The organism is Streptomyces sp. NPDC098781, assembly GCF_044759995.1.
In the GTDB taxonomy this organism is placed as follows: Bacteria; Actinomycetota; Actinomycetes; order Streptomycetales; family Streptomycetaceae; genus Streptomyces.
Genome location: NZ_JBIWAK010000002.1, coordinates 608,972 through 621,919, shown reverse-complemented (window position 1 = coordinate 621,919; position 12,948 = coordinate 608,972). Strand labels below are relative to the sequence as shown.

At 72.9% G+C, this 12,948-nt stretch carries 12 protein-coding genes; 7 read left to right on the top strand and 5 right to left on the bottom strand.

What is annotated here, in order from left to right; genetic code table 11:
- The first annotated feature begins 13 nt into the window (after positions 1–13).
- On the top strand, positions 14–1,531 hold the full coding sequence (locus tag ACIQWG_RS08870) for an HtaA domain-containing protein (protein ID WP_404092198.1): 1,518 nt from the start codon (positions 14–16) through the stop codon (positions 1,529–1,531).
- A 157-nt stretch (positions 1,532–1,688) separates the two neighbouring features.
- Positions 1,689–2,333 (top strand): PhzF family phenazine biosynthesis protein, encoded by a 645-nt coding sequence (locus ACIQWG_RS08865; RefSeq protein WP_404092196.1) that lies wholly within the window; start codon positions 1,689–1,691, stop codon positions 2,331–2,333.
- Between the two features lie 79 nt (positions 2,334–2,412).
- Here ACIQWG_RS08865 and ACIQWG_RS08860 read toward each other — a convergent pair whose 3' ends face one another.
- Complete coding sequence (locus ACIQWG_RS08860) at positions 2,413–3,060, bottom strand: heme oxygenase (biliverdin-producing) (protein WP_404092193.1); 648 nt, start codon at positions 3,058–3,060, stop codon at positions 2,413–2,415.
- A 130-nt stretch (positions 3,061–3,190) separates the two neighbouring features.
- On the bottom strand, positions 3,191–4,048 hold the full coding sequence (gene map / locus ACIQWG_RS08855) for a type I methionyl aminopeptidase (protein ID WP_404092190.1): 858 nt from the start codon (positions 4,046–4,048) through the stop codon (positions 3,191–3,193).
- A gap of 69 nt (positions 4,049–4,117) precedes the next feature.
- On the opposite strand from map, the gene ACIQWG_RS08850 reads away from it, so the two are divergent.
- On the top strand, positions 4,118–4,348 hold the full coding sequence (locus ACIQWG_RS08850; RefSeq protein ID WP_404092187.1) for a hypothetical protein: 231 nt from the start codon (positions 4,118–4,120) through the stop codon (positions 4,346–4,348).
- A gap of 10 nt (positions 4,349–4,358) precedes the next feature.
- Here ACIQWG_RS08850 and ACIQWG_RS08845 read toward each other — a convergent pair whose 3' ends face one another.
- Both ACIQWG_RS08845 and ACIQWG_RS08840 read right to left on the bottom strand, forming a co-directional pair.
- Positions 4,359–5,693, bottom strand: coding sequence for an MFS transporter (locus ACIQWG_RS08845; RefSeq protein WP_404092185.1), 1,335 nt, complete (start codon positions 5,691–5,693; stop codon positions 4,359–4,361).
- Positions 5,694–5,791: 98 nt separating this feature from the next.
- Positions 5,792–6,394: a hypothetical protein gene (locus ACIQWG_RS08840; protein WP_404092182.1), complete on the bottom strand. Its 603-nt coding sequence runs from the start codon at positions 6,392–6,394 to the stop codon at positions 5,792–5,794.
- Positions 6,395–6,500: 106 nt separating this feature from the next.
- On the opposite strand from ACIQWG_RS08840, the gene ACIQWG_RS08835 reads away from it, so the two are divergent.
- From ACIQWG_RS08835 to ACIQWG_RS08825, 3 genes are read left to right on the top strand one after another with little or no spacing between them, the layout of a single operon-like run.
- On the top strand, positions 6,501–7,574 hold the full coding sequence (locus tag ACIQWG_RS08835; RefSeq protein ID WP_404092179.1) for an exo-alpha-sialidase: 1,074 nt from the start codon (positions 6,501–6,503) through the stop codon (positions 7,572–7,574).
- A gap of 37 nt (positions 7,575–7,611) precedes the next feature.
- Positions 7,612–8,337, top strand: coding sequence for an NADPH-dependent F420 reductase (gene npdG / locus ACIQWG_RS08830; protein ID WP_404092176.1), 726 nt, complete (start codon positions 7,612–7,614; stop codon positions 8,335–8,337).
- 53 nt (positions 8,338–8,390) lie between these two features.
- Positions 8,391–8,576 carry a hypothetical protein gene (locus ACIQWG_RS08825; RefSeq protein ID WP_404092173.1) on the top strand — a complete coding sequence of 62 codons (186 nt, stop codon included), beginning with the start codon at positions 8,391–8,393 and terminating at the stop codon, positions 8,574–8,576.
- 6 nt (positions 8,577–8,582) lie between these two features.
- Here the strand turns inward: ACIQWG_RS08825 and ACIQWG_RS08820 are convergent, their stop codons facing one another.
- The gene (locus ACIQWG_RS08820; RefSeq protein ID WP_404092170.1) at positions 8,583–9,383 is read right to left on the bottom strand and encodes a site-2 protease family protein; all 801 of its coding nucleotides are present in this window, start codon (positions 9,381–9,383) and stop codon (positions 8,583–8,585) included.
- Positions 9,384–9,573: 190 nt separating this feature from the next.
- Between ACIQWG_RS08820 and ACIQWG_RS08815 the strand changes: the two genes are divergently transcribed.
- Positions 9,574–12,945, top strand: coding sequence for an AfsR/SARP family transcriptional regulator (locus ACIQWG_RS08815; protein WP_404092167.1), 3,372 nt, complete (start codon positions 9,574–9,576; stop codon positions 12,943–12,945).
- The last annotated feature ends 3 nt before the right edge of the window (positions 12,946–12,948 follow it).

Here is a 12,948-nt window from a genome sequence, read left to right as displayed (position 1 = left end):
GAGACCCACGGCCATGTCCGCCACCGAGCGCAGACGCCGCCCCATAGCCCTCGCCGCCGCCGTCGCCACCGCGGCCACCCTGGGCGCCACCGCCCTCGCCACGCTCGGCGCCGGCAGCGCGTCGGCCGCCGAAGTGCCGCTCAGCGGCTACGAGTTGACCTGGGGCATCAAGCAGTCCTACCGGAGCTATGTGACCGGCATGGCGGCCGGCAGCTTCACCGCGACGGACGGCGCCTCGCAGGCCGCCGGGAACGGCGCGTTCACCTTCACCGAGGGCAGCGGCACCTACGACTCGACCGCCCACACCGTCGACCTCGGTTTCAAGGGCAGCCTGCGGATCGTCTCCGAGCTGCACCGCTTCGAGATCGCGCTGTCCGACGTCCGGTTCGACAGCGCGGCCGCCGAGATCACCGCGGACGTCACCAAGTCCGGTACGACCACACAGGACGTGCCGCTCGCCGACGTCACCGTGACCCGGGCGATGACCGACATGACGACGACGCTGACGAAGGAGGCCGCGGACGTCTTCGGCAGCGCGAGCTACGAGGGCGCGGCGGGCGACCCCGTGACGGTCGTACAGAAGACGCCGCCCCAGTCGCCGACCCCGACGCCCACGCCGACTCCGACGGCCACCGCCACCCAGTCCCCGAGCCCGACGCCGACCGCGACGGCCACGCAGTCCCCGTCGCCGACCGCCACCGCGTCCGAGTCCGCCTCGCCGTCCGCGAGCGCCGACCCCTCCGAGCCCGCCGCCGAGGTCCCGGCTCAGGGCGACATCGCCGACGGCACGCTCGACTGGGGCGTCAAGCAGTCCTTCCGGGCGTATGTCGTGGGCGGTGTGGCGAACGGCGAGATCACGACGTCCGGCGGCGCCTCGCAGGCCGGCGGCAACGGCGTCTTCACGTTCACCGACGCCATCGGGGCGTACGACACCGACGCCGACACCCTCTCCGCGGACTTCAAGGGCGCGGTCACCTTCAAGGGGCACAAGGGCGCCGGCGAGAACGGCGGCTACGGCCTCGACCTCACCCTGGCCAACCTCCGCGCGACCCTCGACGAGGGCACCGGCGAACTGACCGCCGATGTCACCAGCCTCGGCGAGAAGACCGAGGACGTGGTCCTGGCCGACCTCAAGGCGGGCTCGTCCGACCTGACCGCCGAGAACGACGTCATCACCGCCGACGACGTGACGGCCACCCTCACCGCGGCCGGCGCGAAGGCCTTCGGCGGCTTCTACACCGCCGGGAGCGAACTCGACCCCGTGGACCTGTCCGTGGCCCTCACGGCGGACGCCGAACTGCCGGGCGGCGACGACGAGGAGGGCTCGACGGGCGGTTCCACCGGCGGCTCCTCCGGTACGACGGGTTCGACCACCGGCGGCACCGGCTCGACGACCGGCGGCGTCACCGGCGGCCTGGCGAGCACCGGCTCCGACCTGCCGGTGGCAGCCCTGGGCACGACGGCAGCGGTCGCCGTCGCGGCGGGCGCGGGCGCGGTGTTCGCGATGCGCAGGCGCCGTACGGAGGCGTAGGGCTGCCGCCAGGAGCGGGGGCACGGGGGCTTCTCGGGCCAGGGCGGGCGCGTACTTCAGCCCTCCCCGGCCCGGGGGCGGCGGCGTACTTCAGCCCTCCCGGCCCGCCCAGGTTCCCGGGACGCCCCCGTCGCCCCGCTGATGCTTCAATGCCGGAGTGACTGACTACGACGTCCTCCGCGTCTTCTGCGGGCCGAGCGGTGGATACGGCAACGAGCTCGGCGTCGTCCGGGACGGCTCCGTGTTGCCGGACGTCGCCGGGCGGCAGGCGTTCGCGGCGAAGCTCGGTTTCAGCGAGACCGTGTTCGTGGACGACCCCGAGCGCGGGGTCATCGACATCTACACGCCCTCCGTGCGGCTGCCCTTCGCCGGGTATCCGTGCGTCGGCACCGCCTGGCTGCTGGACGTGCCCGAACTGGTCACGCCCGCCGGGGTGGTGGGCGCCCGGATCGACGGGGAGTTCTGCTGGATCGAGGCCCGCCCGGAGTGGGCGCTGCCGCGCACGCTGCGGCAGTACGGGAGCGCCCGCGAGCTGGACGCCCTTCCGGTGCCCCCGGCCGGGGACTGGGTGTACGCCTGGGCCTGGGAGGACGAGGCCGCCGGGCGGGTCCGGGCCCGTGGCTTCCCGGGCCGGGGTGACGGGGTGGAGGAGGACGAGGCGACCGGCGCCGCGGCCATCCAGCTCACCCACCGGCTCGGCCGGGCGCTCAACATCACCCAGGGCGCGGGCTCTCAGCTGCTGACGGCCCCTCAGCCGGGCGACTGGGTCGAGCTCGGCGGCCGGGTGGTCCTGGAGCGCTGACACCTGGGGCGGTTCCGGGTGCGGCCGGTCCGCACGGTACGCATGGACACCGCACGGGCACGGCCACCGTCGGGACGACTCACGCCGACAGTGGGAACTCCTCGCCCAGCGCCCGGAACACGGCCGTGTTGAGCGCGAACGCCCGCTTGCACTCCGCCACGATCCGCTGCTTCTCCAGATCGTCCGCGCGGACCCCGTCCAGCAGCTCGCGGTAACTCCGCTTGAAGGCCGCCGGGTTGGAGATCTCCTCGAAGACATAGAACCGGACGCCGTCGCCCTTGCGCGCGAAGCCCCACGTCTTCTCCGCCTTGTCGCGGATGATCTGCCCGCCGGAGAGGTCGCCGAGGTAACGGGTGTAGTGGTGGGCGACATAGCCGGCCGGCCAGTCCTCGGTGCATTCCCGTACCCGGTCCGCGTACGCCCGGGTGGCGGGCAGCGCGTTCAGGCCCGACCGCCACTGCGGGCCCCGCAGATGCGCCAGGTCGCGCTCCAGCGAGGCCAGCCGGAACAGCTCCGGCCGGACGAAGGGGCCGGCCACCGGATCCGACGCCAGCCCCTCGGAGCCGGTCTCCAGCGCCTCGTACACGAACCACAGCTGCTCGGTGTAGCGCGCGTACGCGTCCACGCCCAGCCGGCCGCCGAGCAGGTCGCTCATGAACGTCGAGGTCTCCGCCTCGGTGTGCTGCTCGTGGGACGCGGTGCGGATGACTGTCGAGAAGGAGTCCATGGGAGTATTTTCTGAGGTTAGGCTTACCTAAGTCAATAGGTTTGCCGACGCCATGTCGGTAAAAGCGTACCGAGTAAACCCGCCCTCCGCAGAGGACGGGTTCCGATGGCTTCTCCGGCTACGGCTGCGGCTACGGCAGGGTCAGGATCTCCGTACCGGTCTCCGTCACCACCAGCGTGTGCTCGAACTGCGCGGTGCGCTTGCGGTCCTTCGTGACGACCGTCCAGCCGTCGTCCCACATGTCGTACTCGTGCGTGCCCAGCGTCAGCATCGGCTCGATCGTGAACGTCATCCCGGGCTGGATCACCGTCGTCGCGTGCGGGCTGTCGTAGTGCGGGATGATCAGCCCGGAGTGGAACGAGGAGTTGATCCCGTGCCCGGTGAAGTCCCGCACCACCCCGTACCCGAAGCGCTTGGCGTACGACTCGATGACGCGGCCGATGATGTTGATCTGCCGGCCCGGCTTGACCGCCTTGATCGCGCGGTTCAGGGACTCCCGGGTGCGCTCCACCAGCAGGCGGCTCTCCTCGTCCACGTCGCCCACCAGGTACGTGGCGTTGTTGTCGCCGTGCACCCCGCCGATGTACGCCGTCACGTCGAGATTGACGATGTCACCGTCGCGCAGCACCGTCGAGTCCGGGATGCCGTGGCAGATCACCTCGTTGACGCTGGTGCACAGGGACTTAGGGAAGCCGCGGTAGCCGAGCGTCGAGGGGTAGGCGCCGTGGTCGCACATGTACTCGTGCGCCACCTTGTCCAGCTCGTCCGTCGTCACGCCGGGGGCGATCAGCTTCGCCGCCTCGGCCATCGCCCGCGCGGCGATACGGCCGGCGACCCGCATCGCCTCGACGGTCTCCGGGGTCTGCACCTCCGGACCCTTGTACGGGGTCGGCGCGGGCTTGCCGACGTACTCGGGACGACGGATGTTTCCGGGTACGGAACGGGTGGGAGACAGCTCCCCTGGTACGAGCAGCGACTGGCCAGACATGCCAGCGAGTCTAAGACAGCCGCGATGGGGGACCATGACGGTGGCGATCTCAGGCGAAAGGAGCGGGTCATGGCCCTGTTCAAGAAGCGCACGGCCGGCAAGGCCGGCGAGTGGTACTACTGCCTCGTCCACAAGAAGGTCGAGGAGGGCCCGGAGTGCCCGGCCAAGGACCGCTTCGGGCCGTACACCAGCCGCCAGGAGGCCCAGCAGGCGATGGACCTGGCCCGCGAACGCAACCTGGAGTGGGAGAACGACCCCAGGTGGCACGACGCCCAGACGGGCCGCTCGGACGAGAGCTGATCCCGGCCGGTCAGCCCTCCGCCGGCGCCGTCACGGGCGCCGGCGTGGCTGCCGCCGCCGTCCGCCGCGCACGCAGCCGTACCGCGTGCTCGTTCGTGCGCGCGTCGTACGTCATCAGCTTCGGCAGGCACAGCGCCAGCACCCCCACCGCGCCCACGCACAGCAGCCCGCCCGACCAGACGGACGCCCGCACGCCCTTCCAGGCGGCGACACCGCCCGTGTAGGTCTGGCCGAGCTGCGGGCCCACTGAGTACGACAGCAGTTCGATCCCGGCGAGCCGGCCGCGCAGCTCGTCCGGGATCGTCTGGTTCCACATCACCCCGCGGAAGATGCCGCTCACCATGTCGGCGGCGCCGCCGAACGCCAGGAACAGCAGCACCAGCCAGACGTTCGGCGAGACACCGGCCACCGCCACGGCCACGCCCCACAGCGCCGCCGCCAGCACCACGGCCCGCCCGTGCCGGTGCACCCGCGAGGTCCAGCCGCTGGTCAGGCTGACCACCATCGCGCCGGCCGGCATCGCCGAGTACATCAGGCCCAGCGACCAGGGCGCGTTCAGCTCGTCCGCGAGGAACGGCAGCACGGCGAGCGGCAGCGCGAACAGCATCGCCGCGATGTCGACGACGTACGTGCCGAGCAGCTCCTTGCGGCTCCAGGCGTAGCGGGCGCCCTCCGCGATGGCCTTCAGGGACGGCTTCGCGGCCTCGTGGGAGGCGGGGGAGGGGGCCAGGCCGACGGCCAGGGCGACGGAGACGACGAACGTCACCAGGTCCGCGCCGTACGCCCAGCCGAGCCCCGCGTACGCCACGACCACGCCGGCCAGGGCGGGACCCGCGATCCCGCCGACCTGCCAGCGCAGCGCGTTGAGGGAAGCGGCGGCCGGCAGGTGGTCGTGGGCGACGATCCGGGGCAACAGGGCGTCCAGGGCCGGGCGTTGGACCGACACCAGCGCGGAGGACAGGGCGGCGACGACATACAGCGGCCAGATCGCCGGGGTCGGCAGCAGCGCGTTGACCAGCAGGACCGCGCTGAGCAGCGCCTGCCCCGCCTCCGTCCACAGGATCAGCTTGCGCTTGTCCAGGGCGTCGGCGAGCGCGCCGCCGTACAGCCCGAACACGATCAGCGGCACCAGCTCCACGGCGCCGATCGCGCCCACCGCCGCGGCGGACCCGGTGAGCTCCTTGATCTGCACGGGCAGCGCGACGAACGTCAGGAAGCTGCCGAAGGTGGTCACCAGCCTCGCCAGCCACAGCCGCCGGAAGTCGGCGGAGGCGCGCCAGGGAGCGAGATCGGGGAGCACGGAGCGCAGGCGGGAGCGTGGCGCCGGGGTGGGGGAGTCGGTCACGAGAGGTCATGGTCGGGTCGGATAGGTGGCGAGTGCAACTTGATTTTGAGTGCCGGTGGCCGCCCGACAGCGGCAGCCACCCCTACCGTCCCGCGCGGTCACCACCGAGGCGGCGGCGGCGCCGTCAGCGACTCCGCCAGCCGCGACAGACGGTCCCGGAACCCCCCGCGCGCCCTCCCGGAGGGCCCCGCGTTCTCGCCCGCCGCCGCGCTCACCAGATGCTGCACCGTGTCCAGGTCCAGCTCCGCCCCCTCGGGCACGACCAGCCGCTCGTGCGCCATCGCGGTCAGCTCCCCCTCATCGGCGCCGAGCGCCAGCACCGTGACCCCGGCCCGCCGCGCGTCGTACACCCGTTCAAGCAGCGGAGCCTTCGGCCCCTGCGGTGACACCACCAGCAGCGTCTCGCCGCGCCGTGCGGCCGCCAACCGCCCCAGGCCGACCGCCAGATGCGCCGGATCCGACGCGCGCGCGTCGTGCCGTACGAGCGTCGGGGCCAGCTCCGGCGTCCCCGACCACGCGGCCTCGTCCACGAGATGGGCCGCCAGATGCCACGGCTCGTACTCCGGCGTGCCGACCAGCAGCAGCCCGCCCCCGTGCGCCACCGCGGACGCCCGCAGCGCCTTCGCGAACCGGCGCGTGGCCCCCAACCACTCGGTCCCGGCGAGCACTTCGCGCAACAACGCGACCCTTACGGCATCCATGCGACCGCATACTGCCGCAGCGGACCACTCGTGACCGGGAGTTCACCGGGAATTCGCCCGGCGTGGGGAAGCAGAGGGCCCGGCGGCCATGGTGAGGAGTCCGAGGATGACCGAGACCACAGTTCCCTTCCGTGCGGGTCAGGAGGGGTACGCCTCGTTCCGTATCCCGGCCGTCGTCGTCAGTGGGGAGGGCACGGTGCTCGCCTTCTGCGAGGGCCGGGTCACCTCCGCCGCCGACCACGGCCACATCGACATCGTGCTGCGGCGGTCGACGGACGGCGGCCGTACCTGGGGCCCGCTCAGAGTGGTCGCCGACAACAACTACCACCTCGCCGGCAACCCCGCCCCGGTCGTCCTCGACACCGGCCGCATCCTGCTCGTCTACATCCGCAACCACACCGCCGCCACCGAGGCCGGCATCCTGCGCGGCGAGGTCAGCAGCGCCGACGGCCGCCGGATCTGGGTGCGGTACAGCGACGACGACGGCGTCACCTGGTCCAGTTCGAAGGAGATCACCGCGCAGGTGAAGAAGCCGGACTGGCGGTGGTACGCCACCACGCCCGGCCACGCCTTCCAGCTGAGCACCGGCCGGGTCGTCGTCCCCGCCAACCACACCATCCCGCCCACCGGTGACGACATCGGCACCGAGCCCCGCTACAACAGCGGCCACTGTCTGCTCAGCGACGACCGGGGCGCCACCTGGCGCATCGGGTACATCGACGAGAACACCGACGGCTACATCAACGTCAACGAGACCACCGGCACCGAACTCCCCGACGGCCGCGTCTACTTCAACACCCGCAACGACTCCCCGTCGCCCGGCAACCGCGCCGACGCCTACTCCGCGGACGGCGGCGAGACACTGGTCAAGCCCTTCCGTCCGCAGGCCGGTCTGACCGCCCCCATCTGCGAGGGCAGCGTCCTGCAACTGCGCGACCCCGACGTCCTGCTCTTCTCCGGCCCCGCCGACTCCGCCGCCCGCGCGCTGATGACCATCCGCGCCTCCACCGACCACGGCGTCACCTGGCGGTCCGCGTACACCGCCGACGGGCTGCCCGCGGCGTACTCGGACCTCGTACGGATCGACGCCGACACGGTCGGACTCCTGTACGAGAGCGGCGACTTCGGCCCGTACGAGAACATCACCTTCCGGCGGGTGCCCGTGAGCCGCCTCACCTGAGCCGACGGGGCGGGCGGGGCGGACGTAAAGTCGGCCCATGACCTCTACCGACAGTGCACAGCAGCCCACCGACGCCCCCGCGAAGGCTCCCGCCAAGGACCCCTGGGACCTCCCGGACGTCTCCGGGCTCGTCGTCGGCGTGCTCGGCGGGACCGGGCCGCAGGGCAAGGGCCTCGCCTACCGGCTCGCCCGCGCCGGCCAGAAGGTGATCATCGGCTCACGGGCCGCCGAGCGTGCCCAGGCCGCCGCCGAGGAGCTCGGGCACGGTGTCGAGGGCGCCGACAACGCCGAGTGCGCGCGGCGCAGCGACATCGTGATCGTCGCGGTGCCCTGGGAGGGCCACGGCAAGACGCTGGAGTCGCTGCGCGAGGAGCTGGCCGGGAAGCTGGTCGTCGACTGTGTGAACCCGCTCGGCTTCGACAAGAAGGGCGCCTACGCGCTGAAGCCGGAGGAGGGCAGCGCCGCCGAGCAGGCCGCCGCCCTGCTGCCGGACTCCCGGGTGACGGCGGCCTTCCACCATCTGTCGGCGGTGCTGCTGGAGGACCCGGAGATCGAGGAGATCGACACGGACGTGATGGTGCTGGGCGAGGTCCGGGCGGACGTGGAGATCGTCCAGGCGCTGGCCGGCCGGATCCCCGGTATGCGCGGCGTCTTCGCCGGGCGGCTGCGCAACGCCCACCAGGTGGAGGCGCTGGTCGCGAACCTGATCTCGGTGAACCGCCGGTACAAGGCGCACGCGGGGCTCCGCGTCACGGACGTATGAGGCGATGGGGGACACTGGTCGAGTAGCAGTGTCCCCCGAAGGAGCCGAGTGAAATGCCCCGCCTTGGTGTCTATGCCCTGATCGTCTGTGTGCTCGCCGTGGCCGCGGCCGTGGTCTCCTTCGCGCAGGGCAGCTGGCTCGGGATCGTGTGGGTGCTGCTGGCGGGGCTGTCGTCCAACATGACCTGGTACTACGTCAGGCGGGGCAGGGACGAGCGGCGCGGCTCCGCCACGAGCTGACCCCGGTCACGAGCCGATCGTGCAGAGTTCGTTCGAGTCGCGCCAGAAGCGGAACAGGTCGTAGCCGCAGTACGTGTCGAAGTCGCTGATGCCGAGGCCGCGCAGGACGGCGTCGATCATGTCGAAGAACACGCTGTTGACCTCCGGCACCCACAGCAGCGCGAACACGAACAGCAGGCCGAACGGGGCGAACGGCTCCACCTGGCGCCTGGTCTTCTGCGAGAGCCAGGGCTCGATCACGCCGTAGCCGTCCAGGCCCGGGACCGGCAGGAAGTTCAGGATCGCCGCCGTGACCTGGAGCAGCGCGAGGAAGGCGAGCGCGAAACGGAAGTCGCGGGGGACGCCGTCCAGCGCGTCCAGCCAGAACGGGGCGGTGCACACGACGGCGAACAGCACGTTCGTCAGCGGGCCCGCCGCCGAGATCAGACTGTGCCGCCAGCGGCCCCGGATCCGCCCGCGCTCGATGAAGACGGCACCGCCCGGCAGACCGATCCCGCCCATGATCACGAAGACCACCGGGAGCACGATGCTGAGCAGGGCGTGGGTGTACTTCAGCGGGTTGAGCGTCAGGTAGCCCTTCGCGCCGACCGAGATGTCGCCGCTGTGCAGGGCGGTACGCGCGTGCGCGTACTCGTGCAGGCACAGGGAGACGATCCAGGCGGCCGTGACGAAGAGGAACACGGCCAGGCCCGGCTGCTCGGCGAACCCGGTCCAGGTGGCCCAGCCCGTCACCGCGGTGACGGCCAGGATCCCGACGAAGACGGGGCTGATCCGTCGCTCGCTGCGACGGGTGAGGGCGGTGGTCATGGGGCTCCTCGAGCACTCGTGCACGCGTGGGACCGCGTGGGGACCTGCCCGACCGTACCGGGCGTGCGGGGAAAACGTCTCGCGATGGGCGGTGGTTCCGGGGAGGGTGGGTGCCTATGGCTTCGGTCCCTGCCGTACGAACCCGCCTCGCCGCCGAACCCTGTGACCGCCCCCGCCCTCACCAGAGACAATGGATCCCGTGCGCTATCGCATTCTCGGCACCACCCAGGTACTCCGCCCCGACGGCCGCCCCGTTCCGGTCGGCGGGGCGCGGCTTCGCGCTCTGCTGACCGTGCTGGCGCTGCGGGCCGGCCGGACCGTGCCCGTAGGGCTGCTGGTCGACGAGGTGTGGGGCGGGGAGCCGCCCGCCGACGCCACGGGCGCGCTACAGGCGCTCGTCGGGCGGCTGCGGCGGGCCCTCGGGCCGGACGCGATCCTCTCGACGGAAGGCGGCTACCGGCTCGCCGCCGCGCCCGACGACATCGACCTGCACCGGTTCGAGCGGCTCGTCGGCGACGGCACGCGCGCGCTGGCCGACGGCGACCCCGCCAAGGCGGCCGGCGTCCTCGACGACGCCCTCGCCCTGTGGCGCGGCCCCGCCCTCGCCGACCTGCCCGACCACACCGCCGAGGCGGTCCGGCAGCAGACCCGCCGGCTCGACGCCCTGCGCGCCCGCCACGCCGCCGCCCTCGCGCTGGGCCACGCCGAACAGTCGCTGCCCGAGCTGACCGCCCTGTGCGACACCCACCCGCTGGACGAACCCCTCCAGGCGCTGCGCCTGCGCGCCCTGCGCGACGCGGGCCGCCCGGCGGAGGCCCTGGCCGCCTACGAGGACGTACGGCGACTCCTGGCGGACCGGCTCGGCTCGGACCCGGGGCCGGAACTGCGCTCCCTGCACGCGGAGCTGCTCCGGCCCATCGGCGGTCACGACGCCCCCCGTGCCGCGCCCGCCGCAGACCTACCCGATGCCTCCGGTGCGCCGCCCCTCGACGGTGACCGAGCCACGGCCGGTCCGACCGCCGGCTCCGACGGGCGTGCCGCGACCGTCGTGCGCGGCAACCTCCGCGCCCGCCTCACCTCCTTCGTCGGCCGCGAATCCGACATCGATGCCATCCGGGGCGACCTGGACACCGCCCGGCTCGTCACCCTGCTCGGACCCGGCGGGGCCGGCAAGACCCGGCTGTCGCAGGAGGCCGCCGAGACCGTCCGGGACCGTGCGCCGGACGGGCTGTGGCTCGCCGAGCTCGCGCCGGTGGACGACCCCGGGGCCGTGCCGGAGGCCGTGCTCACCGCCGTCGGCGCCCGCGAGACCGTGCTGTACGGCGCCGGCGCGGAGGCGATGCGGGCGGGCAACGAGCGCCACGACGACCCCGTGGAACGGCTCGCCGAGCACTGCGGCAAGCGCCGCATGCTGCTGATCCTCGACAACTGCGAGCATGTCGTCGAGGCCGCCGCCCGCCTGGTGGAGGAGTTGCTGGCACGCTGCCCGAGACTGACGGTGCTGGCGACCAGCCGTGAACCGCTCGGTGTGCCCGGGGAGTTGCTGCGGCCGGTGGATCCGCTGCCCGAGCCGGTCGCGCTGCGGCTGCTGGCCGACCGGGGAGCCGCGGCACGGCCGGGGTTCCGGATCGGGGCCGACGACGAGACCGCCGCGGCGTGCGCGGAGATCTGCCGACGGCTGGACGGCCTGCCCCTCGCCATCGAACTCGCCGCGGCCCGGCTGCGCATGCTGACCCCGCGCCAGATCGCCGACCGGCTGGACGACCGCTTCCGGCTGCTCACCTCCGGAAGCCGTACCGTCCTGCCGCGCCAGCAGACCCTGCGTGCCGTCGTCGACTGGTCCTGGGAGCTGCTGGACGAGGGCGAACGTGAGGTGCTGCGGCGGCTGTCCGTCTTCGCCGGCGGCTGTGACCTCGCCGCCGCGGAGGCCGTGTGCGGGCCGGTCGCCCTGGAGGCGCTCGGCTCGCTGGTCGACAAGTCCCTCGTGGTGGCGGCCCCCTTGGGGGACGGCGAGATGCGCTACCGGCTCCTGGAGACCGTCGCCGAGTACGCGGGCGAACGGCTCGACGAGAGCGGGCGGCGGGACGAGGCCGGCCGCGCGCATCTGACGTACTACCGCGAACTCGCCCGCACCACCGACCCGTTGCTGCGCGGCCCCGGCCAACTGGCCGCCGTCGAGCGGCTGGAACGGGAGTCGGAGAACCTGCGCACCGCGCTGCGGTTCGCCGTGTCGCACCGCGAGGAGCAGGAGGCGATGTGCCTGATCCTGTCGCTCGCCTGGTACTGGCAGATGCGTGACCTGCGGATCGAGGCCCGCAACTGGTCCCGCGAGGCCATGGCGCTCGGCCCCGACCCGTTCCCCGATCCACCGCGTCCCGCCGCCCCCGTCGAGCAGCGCTGCACGGACACCCCGCCGCCCTGGAGCGGCGAGGTCCTCGAAGAGGCCCGGCGCGGGCTCCACCTGGTCCATCTCGCCTGCATGGACACCGAGCTGGACGCCTGGCAGACCCCCGCGGCGCAGACGAAGCTGCGGTCCATCGCCGCCACCTACCAGCCCGGCCAGCCGCAGACCTGCCGCGTGCCCGGCATGCTCTGGTTCTTCGGCGTCATGCTGTCCGGGGACGTGGAGCGGCTGCGCACGATCGCGGACGCCACCGTCCGCACCTCCCGGGAGACGCCCGGCTTCGAGTGGGAACTCGCCTCCAGCCTGCAATGGCGCGCCAACCTGTACGCCAACCGCAGCGAGTGGGCGGGCGACGCCACCCGGGACGCCGAGGAGGCGCTGGAGATCTACCGGCGGATCGGCGATCAGTGGGGCACCGCCGAGGCGTACTCCGCGCGGGCCGAGTCCCATGAGCGCAAGGGCCGCTACGACCTGGCGGGGGCCGACTACGAGGAGGCGATCGAGATCGCCGGCCGGCTCGGCGCCCGTGCCCAGCGCGAGGTGCTCAAGGCCCGGCTGGGCAGCGCGCTGCTGGAGAACGGCGAGTCCGAGCGCGGCGAACGGCTGCTGCGCGAAGTGATCGCGGGGCAGGACGGCGCGAGCAACGAGGCGATGCCCTTCGCGCGGCTCGCCCTCGCCGGGTGGCTGTCGATGACCGACCGGACCGCCGAGGCACGCCGGCAGATGCGGCTGCTGCGCGAGGACTTCAAGATCGCCCACTTCATCATCTTCGACGCCTTCATCCTGGGCGGGGAGGCCTTCGTGGAGGCGGCCGACGGCCGTTACGAGGCATGCCTGGACAAGCTCCGGGTGGCGCTGGAACGCGCGGCGGACCCGCTGTCCCAGGCCATGGCCCCGTACATGCGCGCGATGTTCCTGCACATCGCGGCCGACGCCCTCGCGGCCGTCGACGGCGGGAGCCGGGCGCGCGACGGGGCCCGCTGTCTCGCGGCCGGCGACGCGCTGCTGCCGGTAGGGCACGTCCCGACGACCCTTGAGCGGGAGACGCGTGCCAGGGCCATGAAGGCGCTGCGCGCCCTGCTGGACGAGGAGGCCTTCGAGGCGGCGTACGCGGAGGGCGGCGGGCTCTCCCCCCGGGAGGCCGCCGCCCTCGTGTGACGT